This is a genomic window from Rhizobium sp. BK313, from assembly GCF_014193655.1.
GTDB lineage: Bacteria > Pseudomonadota > Alphaproteobacteria > Rhizobiales > Rhizobiaceae > Rhizobium.
The window spans coordinates 788779-806188 of sequence record NZ_JACHZQ010000003.1 but is presented as its reverse complement, the minus strand read 5'-3'; the positions used below and the strand labels follow the sequence as shown (position 1 = coordinate 806188).

The window sequence follows — 17410 nt, the reverse complement described above, 5'->3', positions numbered from 1 at the left end:
CAACGACGGCCGCCCGCTCGCCCAGAACCGCCGCGCCGCCTAAAGCCGCAACACGGCAAACATACCGAACCGCCGGAGAGATCCGGCGGTTTTGCGTTTCAGGGGCGCTGCCTCAACCAGCTTTCGAACTCCGCGACACTACTCACGCCGCCATCCAGCACCGCTTCATACACAAGTGAGCTTGAAACAGGCTTGGTGTAGGAGCCGGTGGCCAGTATTGTTTTGATTGTCAGAATTGTCTCCCGCATCGCCGTCGACAAACGTGGAAGAATTGTCTGAAGATGTTTGAGATCGGGCTGTCTTTCCGGCTCATCAACGAACCAGACATCAAAATTCCAGTCATCGTTGTTTGCCGACCGGTAGCTGATTCCCAAATAAAGGCCATCGGGATAGTCTTCAGGTGTCTTGTTCCAGAAATCACTATCATTTCTGAAGCGCACCGCTCCAATGCACGGATGAAGCATCAGTTGTCCGGCGATTTGAGCTATCGCGACATGCGCAGTCCGATCCAATTTTTCGCAAATGACTGTGACGTCGATATCGCGGCGAACCATCAGGCCGAGTGCGGAACTTCCCACGCGAACAGGATTTCCGACAATGCGCAATATGCCGTCGAGATCCAATGCCTTTACGATTGCATCTGCCTCCGCCTGGAGTGCAGCCTGCTGTTTCAACATGTCCTGCATTTTTGCGCCACCGTTTTGACCTGACCTCAACAGTCGGCGGCTATCCGCTCAACCAAAATATCGATTTCGTGATCGGAATAGACCTCGATACCAGCACGCTTCAGCAAAGCCGCGGTGACGCCGTTGCCAAGATGCCGCTCTCCGGAAAAGGAGCCGTCATAGATGAAGCCGGAACCGCAGGATGGGCTGCCATCGATCAACAAAGCGTATGCGCAGCCGGTTTCGCGGGCCAGCGCCAGCGCATTCTCCGCGGCCTGCAGAAAACCTTTCGTGACGTCGCCACCGCTAACCTCGATCACGCGTGCGCTGCCGGACAATACGTCTTCACCGAACGCGCCGCCGGCGATTTCTGCCGGCGGTCGCGGTACGACCATGCCAGCAGACATCTCCGGACAGATCGTCACCAGCCGGCCTTCCTCGCGCCAGCGATCGATCGCTGGATGCAAGAGCCGCTTGGCGCGGCCGTCATAGCGAACGGCATGGCCCATGAGGCAGGCGCTGACGAGGATTTTTCCGGTCATCGCGCCTCCCTTTCTTACCCCGCGATCTTCGAGAAATCCGCCACCGTCCCCGTTGCTTCGCGGATCAATCGCAGCAGCGCCAGGCGGTTGGCGCGGATGGCGGCATCTTCGTCGTTGACGAGGACATCTTCAAAGAAGCGATCGACCGGCGCGCGCAGTTTGGAGAGCGCGGCCATCGCAGAACGAAAGTCTTCCTTGGCAATCGCATCGGACGCCTCGGCGGAGGCCGCCTTGATGGCAGCGAAGAGGTCCTTTTCGGCATCGAGCTTGAGCAGCGCTTCCGAAACTCCATCGGCTATAACCGTACCCTTCTTTTCCTCAGCGGCGAGAAGTTGTGTGGCGCGCTTGGTGCCGGCGAGCAGGTTCTTGCCGTCTTCCGAGGTAATGAAGGCCGTCAGCGCCTCGACGCGGCGGGCGACCATCAACAGGTCGTCGGCTTCCGGCGTCAGCACGGAGTCGATGAGATCGTAGCGGGCGCCCTGATCGCGGAGATAGACTTTCAGGCGGTCATGGAAGAAGGCGAGGAGATCGACGTCTTTTGTCGTCGCCAGCAGCGGCAGCCGAACCTTGCGCTCCAACAGAATTCTGACCACACCCAAAGCTGCACGGCGCAGTGCGTAGGGATCCTTCGAGCCCGTGGGCTTCTCGTCGATCGCCCAGAAGCCGATCAGCGTATCCAACTTGTCGGCTAGCGCGACGGTGATTGCCACCTTATCGTCTGGCACGCGATCGGATGGTCCCTGCGGCTTGTAGTGATCTTCGATCGCGGCGGCCACCGAGGCGTCTTCGCCCTGCAACACGGCATATTTGCGGCCCATCAGGCCCTGCAGTTCCGGGAATTCGCCCACGGCTTCGGTGCGCAGGTCAGCCTTGGCGAGCACGGCAGCGCGATCGACCTTGGCCGGATCGGCGCCGGTGATCTTCGCGAGTTCAGCGGCCAGCAAGCGGATGCGGGCGACGCGTTCGCCCTGGCTGCCGAGCTTGGCGTGGAAGGTGACATTCAGCGCGTCGAGCTTGGCCATGCGCTGGTCCAGCGGCTTCTTCAGGTCGAGGCCGAATTTTGCGGCCGACGCTTCCAGCGTTTCGAGGTCGGGCAGGTCGCCCTGGTCGCGCTTCCAGAAATGCAGCGCATCGGAAAGGCGGGCGCGCACAACCTTGCCGTTGCCGTGGATGATCTCCTTGCCGCCATCCGTCGCCTGGATATTGGCTACAAGGATGAAGCGGTTGGAGAGCGTCTCGCCAACCTGCGGACGGGTGACGAAGCATTTCTGATTGGTCTTAATGGTCAGGCGGATGATTTCCGAGGGGATCGACAGATAATCCTCTTCGAAGGAACCCATCAGCGCCTGCGGCCATTCCACCAGGCCGGAAACCTCTTCTAGCAGCCCCTCGTCCTCGACCAGCTCCAGGCCGGTGGCAAAGGCGATGTCGCGGGCATCGTGCAGGATGATGTCCTTGCGGCGCTCGGCGTCAAGAATGACCTTCGCCTTCTCCAGGCTGGACACGTAGTCGTCGAAACGCCTGACGATGATCGCCTCCGGCGCATGGAAGCGATGGCCGTAGGTCACGTTCGAAGCGACAATGCCGTCGATCTCGAAGGGGATGACGGCGGTCTCTTCATGCTCGGTGCCGAACATGCAAACGATCGACTGTAGCGGGCGCACCCAGCGCAGCGAACCGGGCTTGGCCGATGCCTTGCCCCAGCGCATCGACTTCGGCCAGGGGAAATCCTTGATGATTCCAGGCATGACGTCAGCAACGATTTCCTCGGCGGCGCGGCCTGGTTTGGAAATAATCGCAACGTAGAAATCGCCCTTCTTCGGGTCGCTCTGCACCTGCGCTTCCGAGATGGAAGACAGGCCGGCGCCGCGCAGAAAGCCCTCGATCGCCTTTTCATTGGCATCGGTGCGCGGCCCCTTGCGCTCCTCGCGCACATCGGCGGAGCGCGCCGTCAGGCCGCGAATGTCCAGCGTCAGGCGCCGAGGCGTCCAATATTCGCGCGCACCCTCATAGGACAGACCTGCCTCGACGAGCGCATCTGTCACCAGCTTCTTCAGATCGCCGGCAGCCTTGCGCTGCATACGGGCGGGAATTTCCTCGGAGCGGAGTTCGAGAAGGAGATCGGGCATGGAACTGTCTTTACGTTGAGGCAAAAAGGATCGGGCCGGACTTAGCAAGCCCGGCGACAAAAGTCACGACAGCAAACGGCGAATTTACCACCCGCCTCCGCCACCGCCGCCGCCTCCACCGCCGACAGAGCCGCCTCGCCGGCTCGGCTGAGCATCGGCAGGCTCGTCCCTGTCGTCCGAATCCGATGAAGCGTTTCCGGAAAAGGCGGAGGAGGCAGTCGAAACCGGAGTGGCGGAAATATTGGACGGGATGAATGCCGCGACCGACGAGGGCAATTCCGCGACATTTCTCACCCACCCCAACCCGCCATGATGATGGTGATGATAACGTTCGTGACCACTGCACCACATTGGCTGATAGGAGGATACCGCCTCCAGTCCCGCAGCTCCGCCGACTGCTGTCGTGATCCAGCCCTCGAACACCTGCGACCACTTCTTTTCCACGCCGAGTGCGACGGCGTAAGGCAATAGCCCCTCAAAATGCTGTGGCGACATCCTGATATCGTCCTGCACCACCATACGGCCCTTATCCACCAGAGAAAGATAACGCCGCAAACCCTCGAGTTGCCCGGCCGTTCTGGCACCAAGCTTCGTCCATGTTTCGATGAGGGATGCGAAAACGAAATTGACGCCGACGACGGCCATGATCAGCCCCGCCAGCCAAATCCCTTCCGGACGCACCGTAAGGGGCTTGCCGGATGACATAACGCCGATGAATGGCAAGGCAATGACGGCGAGGACGACGATAAGACACCAGATGGCAGAGATACGCGATCGGCGACTGATGCCGCGTCGGTGGAGAATCGTGATTGGCAATCCGATCATCAATGCCAACAGGCCAAACACCACCGCCATTGCAACGCCGCCGCCATCTCGCCCAATCATCGAGACGACGCCGAGCGTTGCAAGGGTAAACAAAAGGCTTCCCCCCAGATAGGAAGCATTGGATTTGAAGTATCGCCCCTTATGATCGCGCTCGATTACCATTCGAAACGACGAGGCGACACGCTTTACTTCGGCGCCGTTCTCGCGATCGAACACCAGCGGGAAGTGGGGCCTGACGGCGCTCATTAGCACAAATTCCGAACTATCGAGCGTTTCTGGGAGCTTGCCGGTAGCATGGACCAAAAGCCTCTCGCCGAGATCATCGAGCTTGACATAGCCCTTGACTGCAAGACCAAGCAGAGCGGCGGACATCGCCACGCCCACACCATTGGGGAAGCCCTTGTTGTCGATATAATTTGCGACTGCGGGCGAAACATTCTCAGGCGGATCCCAGTTCGGCACGATAACGCCGGGGGAAAGATTTCGTCGGGCCCGGCGCCATGCAAGCAAATGGTATACGACTAGGATAAGTAGCCCTAGCGCGGCAACGACGATCATTCCGGGCACATCATCCAGCACCATGATGGAGCCCTTCGGCAACATGACCGAGACAGTAAGCCCTTCGCCCTTCGCAAGAGGGCGCGTCGTGGAGAAAACGATCCCGTCCGGCTGCTGGGCTGCTGTCGCGTTCTTGCCCATGGCATTCGCTACGCCGGTAAAATAAGCGAGCTTTTGCGGCTTGATACCATCCGGCAGGATGATCGTTGCCGATGCCCGCAGAATTGGGAACTGCCAGCCATTGCCCGTGACGTTCCAATAAAGCTCATCATAATCATCGAAGAACCGGAACTGCCGATCCGTTCGGTAGGTGATCAGGAATGTGTGTGGGCCACGGCTGAGCAGGAACGTCTTGCCATCCTCGTCGGGGCGCCCAATGTAGATGCCCGTGCCGCCGTCGATCCCTTCCTGATGCCATTCTTCGGGCTGACCATCCCGCTCGACGGATATTACGCTGAAATCGACTTTCCCCTTGCGCCCGGAGGCATCGACGAGCTCCAGTGGAAAGTCACGGAAAATGCCGTGGCGGATGGCGGTGCCTTCGGCATTGACGACAATCGTCTCAATGACCTGCATCGAGCCATTGCGATCCACAGTGATCGTCTGATTGAATCCGGTGACGGTTTCAGCCGCCGCTAGCGGCCTTGCTGAAAAAATCGACGTCAATAGCACCAGAAGCCCGTAGACACCGAGCCTGATCGCATACCATTTGCCCATTGATCTCCCCCAAGATGTCTCTTACCGCCGTATCCGCTCTAATTGGCAGATTACCATCCCCCACCGCCACCGCCTCCACCGCCACCTCCAGAGGAGCCGCCGCCGGAGAAGCCACCGCCGCCGGAAAAGCCAGAGGAGGAGCTGGAGACTGGCGCGGGGATGGTGGAGGCGATGGTAGAGGCCATGGAGGAGGAGAAATCACCGATCGTCCCGCCGATATTGCCGGAGTGAAAGTCGCCGGAATACCATGCCGGCGCATAGGCCGCCGCCGTGGCTGCGCCGGCAGCGGTGGCGAGCCACGTCTCGAAAGCGCGCGACCAGGGCTTTTCAACGCCAAGCGCGACTGCATAGGGCAATAGCTTTTCGAAATGCTGCGGCGACATCTGCGGTGCGCCCTGCATATTCATGCGGTCGCGCTCGGCGAGCGTCAGATATTGCCGCAGCCCGGCGATGCCATCCATCATCTTGCGGCCGAGCGGCGTCGGCGCGCCCATCAGGAAAAAGAAGACAACATTGAGGGCAAAAATGCCGACGATGCCGGCGAGTAGAGGTAGCTCACCCGCCTCCCACAACGGCACGACGGCGGCAGCAAAGGCGCCGACTGCGGTCGACACGAACACAAAGCCGAAGAAGGCGAAGATCAGAACGGAAAGAATTCGCTGTCCAAGGCCGGCATCATGACGGCGGAACCTGCGACCGATCGTGCCGGCAAAGATCGTCACGAAAATCGAGAGGAAACCGGGCACTATGATGAGAGGCAGCGCATTCTCGTGTAAGCGACCGAAAATCACGATCGCAGCCAGGGTCAGGACCGACAGCACAATGCCGGCAATGACGTAGAACGAATTGGCCTTGTAATATTCGCCACGATGATCGCGCTCGATCGCGCTGCGAAACTGCGAGCCGAGCCGTCGCACGGCCTCGCCATTTGCCCTGTCGATGACGAGCGGGGAAGAGGGGCCGACGGCACGCATGAGCGTCCTCTCGCCGCCGCCGAGATCGTTGCCGGCGGCCTTGCCGGTCGCCTTGATGACCACCTTGTTCTTCAGATCATCGAGGACAACGTAACCACGCACCGCAAGATCGATCGCCGTCGCCGATAGCGCCGTCCACCCCGCGCCGGAAAAGCCCCTGTTGTCGACATAATTGACCAGCGCCGGCGAAATGCCATCGGGCGGATCCCAGCGCGGGACCATGACGCCGCGCGGCGGGTCGCGCCCGACGGCGATCCAACTCCTCAGGTAATAGGCAAACAGCAGGATCAGGCCGCCAATCGCGATGATCGCGTCGAGATGATCGGCGATGAACCAGCGCCATTGCTGGCTGCTGCTCGGCGGCAGGATCGCGCCTTTAGCCAGCTTGATGGCGATCGTCAGCCCCTCCGCCTGCGCCAAGGGCCGCGTCGTAACGAAAGTGACCTTGCCCGCCTGCTGGCTGGCGCTCGCGTCCTGGCCCGTCGCGCCGATCGGCCCGGTGTAATAGGCAAGCTGCTGCGGCTTCACGCCATCCGGAAGGGTGACCGTGGCCGAGGCGCTAAGGATCGGGAATTGCCAGCCATTGCCGGTAACGTTCCAATAAAGCTCGTCGTGATCGTCGAAATAGCGGATCTGCCTGTTGGTGTTGTAAGTGACGCGGAATGTGTGCGGACCGCGGCTTATGATCCGATCGGCATTTCCGATATAGATGCGTTCTCCGCCTTCGATGCGTTCCTCGCGCCAATCCTCCGGCGCCCCGTCGCGTTCGATGGAGACAACGTCAAAATCCACCTGCGCCTGACGCCCTGCAGAATCGATGTAAGTGAGCGGAAAATCACGGAAGATACCGCGACGGATGGCGCGGCCCTCCGCATTCACGGCAATCGTCTCGGTGACCTGCATCGAACCGTCTCGATTCAACGCGATCGCCTGATCGAAGGCAGTGATGACTTCGGCCGCCGATGCTGCCGTTGCGGAAAACAGCAGGAGCAAGGCGATGGAGAGTCCGGAAAGCCAACGCGTCATCACACCCCCACGTGATCCGATGGCGCGCTATCGCGGGCGCCGCATGTCATGAACCGTCCCCCACCCTCCTTGGAGGGAGGTACTAGTCGTCGTAGGCGACACCCAGCGACGCCAGGACATTCCAATAGGCCGGGAAGGTCTTGGCAACGCAGTCGGGGTCGAGAATCGTGATGCCGCCAATCTTGAGCCCGGCAAGCGCGAAGCTCATGGCGATGCGGTGATCGGCGAAACTGTCGATCTCGGCCGGCAAAGTCTTGCCGGCAAGGCTCGGATCGGAGGCAACGATGAGATCGTCGCCTTCCTCCGTGCCGAGGCCAGGAACGATACGCGACAAGCCGCTCGACAGCGCTCGGACGCGATCGCACTCCTTGACGCGGAGATTAGCGATGCCGACGAAACGCACCGGCGTCTCGTTAAAGGCGGCAAGGACGGCGAGCGTCGGAATGGCGTCCTGCATCTGCGATCCGTCGATGACGGCGGGCAGATGCGGAAACTGCGAGATCATGTCATAGGCGCGGGCGTCCGGCTGCGAGAATTCCGTCGCCGGCGTGCCGAGATCGATCCTGCCGCCGGTCAGTACCTCCGCCGCCCAAAGATAGGTGGCGGCCGAGGCGTCCGGCTCGATGAGGAAATCCGTCGCATGGTAGCCGGTCGGCTCGACGCGCCAAGTTACCGGGCTCGTGCGCTCGACCTTGGCGCCGAAGGCGCGCATGGCCGCGACCGTCAGGTCGATATAGCCGAGCGCACCGATATGTTCGCCGAGCAGTTCGACATCCACGGGACGGTCGCCGCCGGCGGCCATCATCAGCAGAGCCGATACATATTGGCTGGAGAGGCCACCGTCGATCTGTACGCGGCTCGCCTCAAAACGGCCCGTGCCGTTGACCGTCACCGGAGGGCAACCGGTCTCGGCGGTCGCGTCGATGCCGAGCGAACGTAGCGCATCGACCAGTGGGCCGATCGGCCGCTTGCGCATATGGGCGTCGCCATCCACCACTACTTTGCCGTCGACCAGCGCGGCGGCGGCGGTCAGGAAGCGGGTCGCCGTGCCGGCATTGCCGAGAAACAGCGGCGCCGCGGGCGATTTGAGCTTGCCGCTGCCGGTGACGATGAAGGTGGTGTCGTCGGGCTCGTCAATCGCAACACCCATGGCACGCAGCGCTTCCGCCATATAACGCGTATCGTCGCTCTTCAGCGCGCCGGTCAGCCGGCTCGTTCCCTTGGCGAGGCCGGCAAGCAGCAGCGCGCGGTTGGTGATCGACTTCGACCCCGGCGGCATCGCGCGTCCGGTCAGCGGCTTGCCGGGGGGGATAATCGTGAGTTTGGCTCTACCCATCATCAATCTCTTTGGTCAGTCCAGAAAGCGGCCAATGGCCTACGGTCGGCTTCCTTTACCGCCTCGAACACAAAACCGATAGGCGGAATCTTAGAACTTGACGGAAGGAACGGCGCGGTCGGCCTCGTTGGTGATTTCGAAGAACGCGCGCTTGGAAAAGCCGAACTGGCCAGCGATGAGATTGGATGGGAAGCTTTCGACCTTGACGTTCAGGTCGCGAGCAGCGCCGTTATAGTAGCGCCGCGACATCTGGATCTCGTCCTCGATCCCTTCGAGCGAACGCTGCAGTTCGATGAAATTCGCGTTCGCCTTTAGATCCGGATAAGCTTCGGCAAGCGCGATCACACGGCCGAGAGCCTGCGAAAGCAGGCCTTCCACCTGGCCGCGAGCGGCGACATCGCCCGATGGCACCGCCTGCGCCTTGTTGCGCAGTTCCACGACCTCTTCCAGCGTCTGGCGCTCATGGGCGGCATAGCCCTTCACGGTTTCGATCAGATTAGGAATGAGATCGGCGCGGCGCTTCAACTGCACATCGATACCGGACCAGGCTTCCTCAGTCACCTGACGCGCTCGTACAAGGCCGTTATAGGTAAAGACGGCATAAAGCGCGATCAGAACGATGATCGCCAGAATAATATACATCGCGAACCCCCGTGGCGAATGCAACCGCGAGGAAGACTATGTGGCTTCGCGGATGTTGTCATCCGCTTTTAGCCGCCAGGCCAGTACCTTAGAGATGGGGAATGTGCCTTAAGCCGCCTGTTTACCCCAGTTCGCGCCACCGGCATCGGTGAGCAGAAATGCCTCGCCGCAGGCTTTCGCCAAGGTGCGGACGCGCAGAATATAGCTCTGGCGTTCGGTGACCGAGATTACACCGCGAGCATCAAGCAAGTTGAAGACATGGCTCGCCTTGATGCACTGGTCGTAAGCGGGGAAAACGCACTTATGCAGGAGCTGATTGGCATTGTCGCCCGGCGCGCCGGCGGCGAGCAATGCCTGGCATTCCTTTTCGGCATCGGTGAAATGACGATGCAGCATTTCGGTATTGGCATATTCGAAATTATGCCGCGAATACTCCTGCTCTGCCTGCAGGAAGACATCACCATAGGTGATCTTTTCATCGCCTTCGAGGCCATTGAAATTCAGCTCGTAGACGCTGTCGACGCCCTGGACATAGGTCGCAAGACGTTCGAGACCGTAGGTCAATTCACCGGCGACCGGTGCGCACTCGATGCCGCAGATCTGCTGGAAATAGGTGAACTGCGACACTTCCATGCCATCGCACCAGCATTCCCAGCCGAGACCCCAGGCGCCGAGCGTCGGGCTCTCCCAATCGTCCTCGACAAAGCGGATGTCATGCACCAACGGATCGAGGCCGATGGCCTTGAGCGAGCCGAGATAGAGTTCCTGCAGGTTCGGCGGGTTCGGCTTCAGGATGACCTGATACTGGTAATAGTGCTGCATGCGATTGGGGTTTTCGCCGTAACGGCCATCCGAGGGCCGTCGCGACGGCTGCACATAGGCGGCCTTCCACGGCTTCGGCCCAAGCGCGCGCAGTGTGGTCGCCGGATGGAACGTGCCGGCACCCACTTCCATGTCGTAGGGCTGAAGCACCGCGCAACCCTTGTCGGCCCAGTAACTATGCAGCGTCAGGATCAGAGCCTGGAACGAACGCTTCGGATTCATATTATCGGGCGGGGTCGCGGTCATGGAGATTGATTTCTTCAGGTAACGGATTGTTTGGCGGACAGGTGCCACGGCGGGACGGAAGGGTCAAGGCTTTCACGCGCAAACTGTCGCAGTCTCCTTTCCCCGTTTCCACCATCTATCAGATGCTACTCATCGTCCCGTTTCACCCGATACTCTCCTGTCTTCGGGTCCTTTACCAGCGTACCGATAGCGCCCGTGCGCCGTTCGCTTTCGGCGCGCCTGGATTTCTCGGTGAGTTTTCGGGCGTCGCGCAGGAATCGTCGATATAAAAACCAAAGACCGCCAACAGCGACAATGAAGAAGATGATCTGCGGCATCACGCAGCACTCCCGATTACAGTCCGTACCGCCCCCACAATGCCTTTTCTTCAGCTACCTCTGCAAGTCCGGAGGCAAGGCCGGCGCCGATGCCGTCCATGCCGGAAAGGGAAATACCGGGCGCACGGCGGCCAAAGAGGCTGCGCGGAGTGGTGACCAGCTCAAGCTTGATCTTGTCGCCGAAACGCTTCTTCAGCTCCTGGCGCATATCACCGAGCCCGTCGATCAGGCCGAGTTCCAGACCGCGCCCGCCGGTCCAGAAGAGGCCGGAAAACACGACCTCGTCCCCGGCCAGTTTACTTGCCCGACGCTCGCGCACCATGTCGATGAAGACCTTGTGGATCTCCAGTTGCAGGCTCTTCAGATATTCGATGTCTTTTTCCTTCTCCGGCTGGAACGGATCGAGGATCACCTTGTTTTCGCCGGCAGTATAGACACGGCGCTCGACCCCGAGCTTCTTCAACAGCTCTGGAAAGCCGAACCCGCCGGAGACGACGCCGATGGACCCGACGATGGAGGTGGCATCGGCAATGATCTCATCGCCGGCCAACGCGATCATATAGCCGCCGGATGCCGCGACATCCTCGACAAAAACCAGCACCTTCTTCTCTTTCTCACGGGCAAGATCGCGGATGCGGTTATAGATCATTCGCGACTGCACCGGCGAGCCGCCAGGCGAATTGATGACCAGGGCGACCGCCGGGGCAGCCTTCATGTTGAAGGCCTTTTCCAGCGCCTGTGAGATGCCCGAGAGGTTAAGCGACTGTCGGAGAGGCCCGCCACCGGACGCGATGACCCCGCTCAGCCGGACGACAGGAACGACCAGCCTTTCCTTGCGAAACCGCTTCGGAATCATGCGCCTCAAAAATCCAGCCATTCGTCATCCCTGATTTATGATGTCTGCTGCACGTGATGTATGCATGGAAACGACAAACGCAACATCAATCATTGCATTTCGCGCCGGATTCCACCCGCCGGCGTATTTTCGTCAATGAACCAAACCGAGAATGGTTTTTCTTGTTGCGAATGAATTGCATTGTCATTCTAAACCGCTTACCTCTCGCAGTATCGAAGCCTGCGGAATCCCCATGGACCTTATGAAATCGAAGCCCGATGCGGGCTGGCGTCACGATCGGCAGGAGGCCACTCTTTCCGACGTCTACCGCTCGGTCGAAACTGCCAAAGGCGGCTCGGCGCTGCGCCGTGTCGCCGCCTTCGCCGGTCCGGGCTACCTCGTCGCGGTCGGCTACATGGACCCAGGCAACTGGGCGACTTCGCTCGCTGGCGGATCGAAATTCGGCTATGCGCTGCTGACCGTCGCACTGTTGTCCAACATCATGGCCGTGGTGCTGCAGGCGCTCTGCGCGCGGCTGGCGATCGCCACCGGCCGCGATCTGGCCCAGGCCTGCCGAGACGCCTTTCCCCGCTTCGTCTCCGTGCCGCTCTGGGCGATGGCGGAAATTGCCATTATCGCGACGGATATCGCAGAAGTCGTCGGCACCGCCATCGGCTTAAACCTCGTCTTCGGCCTGCCGCTCGAGCTCGGCGTGCTGGTCACCGCATTTGATGTGTTTCTCATTCTTTTCCTGCAACGCCTGGGCTTTCGCTGGGTGGAGGCGCTGATCATCACCCTGCTCGGCGTCATCGCCTTCTGTTTCGGCATCCAGGTCTTCCTCGCCGATCCCAATTGGGGGGAGGTCATCAAGGGCTTTTTCCCGACGACCGAGATCGTCAGGGATCCGAACATGCTCTATCTCGCGCTCGGCATTCTCGGCGCGACGGTCATGCCGCACAATCTCTACCTGCATTCCGGCATCGTGCAGACGCGCGCCTTCGGCCATACGCTGCCGGAAAAGAAGGAGGCGCTGACCTATGCCACGATCGATTCGACAGTAGCGTTGACCTTTGCGCTGCTCATCAACGCCGCCATCCTCATTCTCGCCGGCGCGGCGTTTCACGCGCATGGCCATACCGATGTGGTGGAGCTCGCCCAGGCGGAATCGCTGCTCGCGCCTCTTCTCGGCCTGGCAATCGCGCCGACGCTGTTCGGGATCGCGCTTCTCTGTTGCGGCCTCAACTCGACGGTGACGGCCACGCTTGCCGGGCAAATCGTTATGGAGGGCTTTCTGCGGCTGAAGGTGAAACCCTGGCTGCGTCGCATGGTGACACGCGGGCTGGCGATCATACCGGCTGGGATCGTCACCGTCTGGTTCGGCGATGCCGGTACGGCGGAACTGCTGATCCTGACCCAGGTCGTACTCAGCCTGCAGCTTTCCTTCGCCGTCTTCCCGCTGGTCATGTTCACCGCCGACAAGGTCAAGATGGGCGAGCTGGTCGCGCCGCGCTGGCTGAGAATCGTCGCTTATATCATCGCCCTCATCATCGCCGTCCTGAACATCAAGCTGATCTTCGATGCGTTTTGAGGTATTCCTTGATTTCGCATGATCTTTTCGAAAACCGCGTCACACTTTTCGGGATCAATGCGCTACTTCCGGGAATAGGCAGCGCGGCCATTGTTGAGGTCATCGACAAAGTCGGAGAATTTGTGCGTCCCCTCGCCGTGCATGATCAGTGGCGCCCGAAGAGCCAACCGTGCCCGTGAGCCCTTGATCGCCGTCACCAGGATGCGAACGGCATTTTCACTTTCGCGCGGATGGATGGGCGTGATCTCGATGCCGCCGAAGCGGCGGCCGCAGGCGGCAATGATCTCGTCGATCGATTGCGGCCGGGCAATCAGCGACAGTTGTCCGCCGGGAATCATGATCGCGCCCGCCGTTCGCACCCAGCTTTCGAACAGGCCGTCAGTCATGGCATGCGCCTGTGCTTTCAACGCATCCGGCGTCAGCCGGTCGCTGGCATCGTTGAAGGGCGGATTCATGATGACATGATGAAAGCTGTCATCGATCAGACCGGCACCGTTACGAGCATTCCCGGTCAGGCTCACATCGGCTTCAACAACAGCGACACGGCCGGCGAAGCGGACATTCTCCGGGAGCGCCAGGCTCTTGCGGGCGAATGCGGCCATTTCCGGAGAGCGCTCGAACAGCACCACCTCCGCCCGCTCCAGCCGCGAGGCCACGGCCATGCCGGCCGCCCCAGCGCCGGCGCCGAGGTCGGCCACCCTGATGTTGCGGTCGTCAGCCACCAGCGCTGCAAGCAACATGGCGTCCATGCCGGAGCGATGGCCCCTGCCTTTCGGTTGGACGATGTAAAAAGCACCGCGATGGAAGGCGTCGATGGTTTCGGGAAGCTTGTCGGCCATGGCGGACCTCAGCCGCGCGCCGGGCGCAATTCATCACCGAGGCCCGCGTCGGTTAGAATGCGCCGAGCCTGATCGGCACGCTCGTCCTCAACCAGAAAGCGGCGCGGCAACATGCCGAGCGAGCCTTCGAGAATGCTCATGGCCTGATCTGCGATGAAGCAATGAATCCCGGCGTCCTTCATCAGGCTCTCGGCGAAAGAGAGGAGAACGGGATCATTTGTGCGGATCAGTTCGTGCATAAGCCTTGGGTTTCCTGTCAAATTTGCGCGACGAGACAAATCGCCTCTTGCCGCCTCTTTCGCCCCTTCTTATTGTGCTTTGCAGAAAATGAACAGGAGTCCGGATCGTTGGGCGTCGTGATACCGCTTGAAGAAAGCAAGAATAAACTGGCATCCATCAAGCCATTGGTGGACCTAACCAAGGCGGATATGGAACGCGTCAACCAGCTCATCCTGTCGAAAGCCGGCTCCGATGTGCAGATGATCCCGGAAGTTGCCGAGCATTTGATCTCTTCAGGCGGCAAGCGCCTGCGGCCGATGCTGACCATCTCCTCCGCCGCGCTCTACGGCTATCAGGGCGATAACCACATCAAGCTCGCCACATCCGTCGAATTTCTGCACACGGCGACATTGTTGCACGATGACGTGGTGGACGAAAGCGATCTGCGGCGTGGCAAGTCCACGGCCCGCATGATCTGGGGCAATCAGGCAAGTGTTCTCGTCGGCGACTTCCTGCTCGGCCAGGCCTTCCGCATGATGGTCGAGGTCGGTTCGCTGGAGGCACTCGACGTGCTTTCGTCGGCAGCTTGCGTCATCGCCGAGGGCGAGGTGCTGCAACTCTCCGTCTCCAAGAACATGGAGACTACCGAAGACGATTATCTCTCCGTCATCCGCGCCAAGACGGCAGCGCTTTTTGCCGCCGCCGCTGAAGTCGGCCCGATCGTCGCCAATGCGGGTAAGGGTGAGCGTAACGCTTTGAAGTCCTATGGCACCAATCTCGGCCTCGCCTTCCAACTGGTCGACGATGCACTGGATTACGGTGGCAAGGCCGCCGATCTCGGCAAGAATGTCGGCGATGATTTCCGCGAAGGCAAGATCACCCTTCCCGTCATTCTCGCCTATCGCCGCGGCACCGAAAAAGAGCGCGCTTTCTGGCGCAACGCCATCGAGGCCGGCAACAATAGTGACGAGAACCTGGAAAAAGCGCTGGGTCTGATCACCAAATATGGTGCGCTCACCGACACCATCGCCCGCGCCGTTCACTACGGCACCATCGCCCGCGACGCACTAGCGCCGCTTCCGGAAACGCCGTGGAAATCCGCTCTCATGGAAGTGATCGATTTCTGCATCGAACGCGTGAACTGATCGCAGCCGCCCGAATTTCTTGCAGGACCGCTTCAAAAAAGCCATCCTGTTGTGAATCAATTGACACGAACGTTTTGTGCCGCCGGCACTCTCACCGGCAATCCCTTGATGAAAGGCTTTCTAATGCGGCAGAGACTTGCCATTCGTTTCCTCTCGGGCGCAGCCCTGGCGGCGATCCTTTCGATGTCCGCGCTGAATAGCGCGCGCGCCGAGGATGCTCCGGCAACGCCGGAGGCCAATACACCGGCGGTCTTCGACGCGGAAAGCGTCGACACCTTCGCAGGCGCCTTCCTTGCTGCCCGTACCGCCGATGTCGACCATGACTACGACACCGCGATTTCGCTCTATAAAAAGGCGCTGATGATCGAACCGGGCAATCCGGAGATCCGCCAGCGGCTGATGATCTCGTTGCTGCTCAACGGCAATCTCGAAGAGGGCGTGAAATACGCCAACGAACTGAAGAACGATTCCTCGGTGGAGCGGGTCACTACAATCGTACGTGGCATGGACGCCATTCGCCGGCATGAGTACAAAGCCGCGCAGGACATTCTCAAATATGACGGTCCGAACGATCTCGACCGGATGATGACCAGCCTTCTGCTCGCCTGGGCTCGCGCCGGCTCCGGCCACGGCAAAGAAGCGATTGCCATGATCGACAAGATGAAAGGACCGGACTGGTTCAACATCTTCAAGAACTATCATGCCGGTGCCATTGCCATCACCATCGGTGATGTGAAGTCCGCCCGCTCGCACCTGAACGATGCCATTCTCGACAAGGCAGGCGGCGCAACGGCTCCCGACACGTTCATGCGCGCTGTCATGGCGCTGGCGCGGCTTGAAGCCAAGGCCGGCGAAAAGCAGAAGGCGCTGGATGCAGTTTCGGTCGGCGACAACCTGATCAATAACTACGCACCGCTGAACGCGCTGCGCGACAGCATCGGCAAAGGCGAAACACCAGACCAGCAGGTGACCGACGCCACGCAGGGTGCAGCTTCGGTCCTCTTTACCATCGGCGCGGCACTCAACCGTGATGGCGCTGAAGACGTCGTCTCGCTTTATCTGCAGATCGCCAACACACTCGATCCCCGGAGCGCCGACACGCTTGTTCTGCTCGGCGGACTTGCCGAAAAGCAGGAGCAGATTGACCGCGCCATCTCCTTCTACAAGAAGGTACCCAACAATTCGCCGATGGCCCGCATCTCCGAGCTGCAGCTCGGCCTTGCGCTGGCGCAGGCCGGCAAGGTTGACGACGCGCGCAAGCATCTGAAGGCGCTGATCGATTCCGACCCCAATGATATCCGCAGCTATCTCGCCTATGGCAGCGTTCTTTCGGATGCCAAAGACTTCCAGGGCATGGCTGACAACTACGACAAGGCCGCGCAGGTCATCGGCGCCGTTCCGAATCGCGGCGACTGGGCCGTGTTCTTCCAGCGCGGCATCGCCTATGAGCGGCTGAAGAAGTGGGACAAGGCCGAGCCGAACTTCAAGAAGGCGCTGGAGCTGAACCCCGATCAGCCGCAGGTACTGAACTATCTCGGCTATTCCTGGGTCGACATGAACATGAATCTCGACCAGGGCCTGGACATGATCAAGAAAGCCGTCGATCTGAAGCCGGATGACGGCTACATCGTCGACTCGCTCGGTTGGGCCTATTTCCGCCTCAACCGCTTCGACGATGCGGTGAATGAGCTGGAGCGCGCCGCTCAGCTTAAGGCCGGCGATCCCACGATCAACGACCATCTGGGCGACGCCTACTGGCGTGTCAACCGCAAGCTGGAAGCGGTCTACCAATGGAACCGTGCGCTGGCGTCGAAACCCGAGGACGCGGATATTCCGCGGATCAAGGAGAAGATCGCCAACGGCCTGCCGGCGCTCGACACCGATCCGAAGACGGTCGACAAGACCAAGCAGCCAGATCCGCCTCCGGCAGTGACGCCATCGCCCGACACAACAATGCCGCCGCCGGCTGACAAGAAGTCCTAAGA

General features: G+C 60.4%; 15 protein-coding genes. 3 read left to right on the top strand and 12 right to left on the bottom strand.

Features of this window, described 5'->3' with window-relative positions:
- Positions 1–98: 98 nt before the first annotated feature.
- The 10 genes from FHT86_RS20295 to FHT86_RS20250 form a co-directional block, all read right to left on the bottom strand.
- Complete coding sequence (locus FHT86_RS20295; RefSeq protein ID WP_133708612.1) at positions 99–686, bottom strand: hypothetical protein; 588 nt, start codon at positions 684–686, stop codon at positions 99–101.
- 26 nt (positions 687–712) lie between these two features.
- The gene (locus tag FHT86_RS20290; RefSeq protein ID WP_133708611.1) at positions 713–1207 is read right to left on the bottom strand and encodes a DUF523 domain-containing protein; all 495 of its coding nucleotides are present in this window, start codon (positions 1205–1207) and stop codon (positions 713–715) included.
- Between the two features lie 14 nt (positions 1208–1221).
- On the bottom strand, positions 1222–3336 hold the full coding sequence (glyS, locus tag FHT86_RS20285) for a glycine--tRNA ligase subunit beta (protein WP_133708610.1): 2115 nt from the start codon (positions 3334–3336) through the stop codon (positions 1222–1224).
- An 84-nt stretch (positions 3337–3420) separates the two neighbouring features.
- Positions 3421–5436, bottom strand: a complete 2016-nt coding sequence (locus tag FHT86_RS20280; protein ID WP_133708609.1) for a DUF2207 domain-containing protein — start codon at positions 5434–5436, stop codon at positions 3421–3423.
- 50 nt (positions 5437–5486) lie between these two features.
- Complete coding sequence (locus FHT86_RS20275; protein ID WP_133708608.1) at positions 5487–7436, bottom strand: DUF2207 domain-containing protein; 1950 nt, start codon at positions 7434–7436, stop codon at positions 5487–5489.
- Positions 7437–7518: 82 nt separating this feature from the next.
- Complete coding sequence (locus tag FHT86_RS20270) at positions 7519–8775, bottom strand: 3-phosphoshikimate 1-carboxyvinyltransferase (RefSeq protein WP_133708607.1); 1257 nt, start codon at positions 8773–8775, stop codon at positions 7519–7521.
- Positions 8776–8862: 87 nt separating this feature from the next.
- A complete protein-coding gene (locus FHT86_RS20265; protein WP_133708606.1) occupies positions 8863–9414 on the bottom strand; it encodes a LemA family protein in 552 nt (183 codons plus the stop codon).
- Between the two features lie 108 nt (positions 9415–9522).
- Complete coding sequence (locus tag FHT86_RS20260; protein WP_133708605.1) at positions 9523–10482, bottom strand: glycine--tRNA ligase subunit alpha; 960 nt, start codon at positions 10480–10482, stop codon at positions 9523–9525.
- 125 nt (positions 10483–10607) lie between these two features.
- Positions 10608–10799, bottom strand: coding sequence for an NfeD family protein (locus tag FHT86_RS20255; protein ID WP_133708604.1), 192 nt, complete (start codon positions 10797–10799; stop codon positions 10608–10610).
- 16 nt (positions 10800–10815) lie between these two features.
- On the bottom strand, positions 10816–11676 hold the full coding sequence (locus tag FHT86_RS20250) for a S49 family peptidase (protein WP_133708603.1): 861 nt from the start codon (positions 11674–11676) through the stop codon (positions 10816–10818).
- Between the two features lie 211 nt (positions 11677–11887).
- Here FHT86_RS20250 and FHT86_RS20245 point away from each other — a divergent pair, with 211 nt between their 5' ends.
- Positions 11888–13222 carry an Nramp family divalent metal transporter gene (locus FHT86_RS20245; RefSeq protein ID WP_133708602.1) on the top strand — a complete coding sequence of 445 codons (1335 nt, stop codon included), beginning with the start codon at positions 11888–11890 and terminating at the stop codon, positions 13220–13222.
- A 62-nt stretch (positions 13223–13284) separates the two neighbouring features.
- Here FHT86_RS20245 and FHT86_RS20240 read toward each other — a convergent pair whose 3' ends face one another.
- Together FHT86_RS20240 and FHT86_RS20235 are read right to left on the bottom strand one after the other, a co-directional pair.
- Positions 13285–14061, bottom strand: coding sequence for a tRNA1(Val) (adenine(37)-N6)-methyltransferase (locus tag FHT86_RS20240; protein ID WP_133708601.1), 777 nt, complete (start codon positions 14059–14061; stop codon positions 13285–13287).
- Between the two features lie 8 nt (positions 14062–14069).
- On the bottom strand, positions 14070–14300 hold the full coding sequence (locus tag FHT86_RS20235; RefSeq protein ID WP_133708600.1) for a DUF2007 domain-containing protein: 231 nt from the start codon (positions 14298–14300) through the stop codon (positions 14070–14072).
- A gap of 108 nt (positions 14301–14408) precedes the next feature.
- Between FHT86_RS20235 and FHT86_RS20230 the strand changes: the two genes are divergently transcribed.
- Together FHT86_RS20230 and FHT86_RS20225 are read left to right on the top strand one after the other, a co-directional pair.
- Entirely contained in the window at positions 14409–15425 is a 1017-nt protein-coding gene (locus tag FHT86_RS20230) for a polyprenyl synthetase family protein (RefSeq protein ID WP_133708599.1), read from the top strand.
- Between the two features lie 123 nt (positions 15426–15548).
- Positions 15549–17408, top strand: coding sequence for a tetratricopeptide repeat protein (locus FHT86_RS20225; RefSeq protein WP_133708598.1), 1860 nt, complete (start codon positions 15549–15551; stop codon positions 17406–17408).
- Positions 17409–17410: the final 2 nt, after the last annotated feature.

Bases quoted from the DNA above. Each gene is read 5' to 3' on its own strand.
- FHT86_RS20295 (WP_133708612.1), bottom strand. From the start codon at position 686: ATGCAGGACATGTTGAAACAGCAGGCTGCACTCCAGGCGGAGGCAGAT.
- FHT86_RS20290 (WP_133708611.1), bottom strand. From the start codon at position 1,207: ATGACCGGAAAAATCCTCGTCAGCGCCTGCCTCATGGGCCATGCCGTT.
- glyS (WP_133708610.1), bottom strand. From the start codon at position 3,336: ATGCCCGATCTCCTTCTCGAACTCCGCTCCGAGGAAATTCCCGCCCGT.
- FHT86_RS20280 (WP_133708609.1), bottom strand. From the start codon at position 5,436: ATGGGCAAATGGTATGCGATCAGGCTCGGTGTCTACGGGCTTCTGGTG.
- FHT86_RS20275 (WP_133708608.1), bottom strand. From the start codon at position 7,436: ATGACGCGTTGGCTTTCCGGACTCTCCATCGCCTTGCTCCTGCTGTTT.
- FHT86_RS20270 (WP_133708607.1), bottom strand. From the start codon at position 8,775: ATGATGGGTAGAGCCAAACTCACGATTATCCCCCCCGGCAAGCCGCTG.
- FHT86_RS20265 (WP_133708606.1), bottom strand. From the start codon at position 9,414: ATGTATATTATTCTGGCGATCATCGTTCTGATCGCGCTTTATGCCGTC.
- FHT86_RS20260 (WP_133708605.1), bottom strand. From the start codon at position 10,482: ATGACCGCGACCCCGCCCGATAATATGAATCCGAAGCGTTCGTTCCAG.
- FHT86_RS20255 (WP_133708604.1), bottom strand. From the start codon at position 10,799: ATGCCGCAGATCATCTTCTTCATTGTCGCTGTTGGCGGTCTTTGGTTT.
- FHT86_RS20250 (WP_133708603.1), bottom strand. From the start codon at position 11,676: ATGGCTGGATTTTTGAGGCGCATGATTCCGAAGCGGTTTCGCAAGGAA.
- FHT86_RS20245 (WP_133708602.1), top strand. From the start codon at position 11,888: ATGGACCTTATGAAATCGAAGCCCGATGCGGGCTGGCGTCACGATCGG.
- FHT86_RS20240 (WP_133708601.1), bottom strand. From the start codon at position 14,061: ATGGCCGACAAGCTTCCCGAAACCATCGACGCCTTCCATCGCGGTGCT.
- FHT86_RS20235 (WP_133708600.1), bottom strand. From the start codon at position 14,300: ATGCACGAACTGATCCGCACAAATGATCCCGTTCTCCTCTCTTTCGCC.
- FHT86_RS20225 (WP_133708598.1), top strand. From the start codon at position 15,549: ATGCGGCAGAGACTTGCCATTCGTTTCCTCTCGGGCGCAGCCCTGGCG.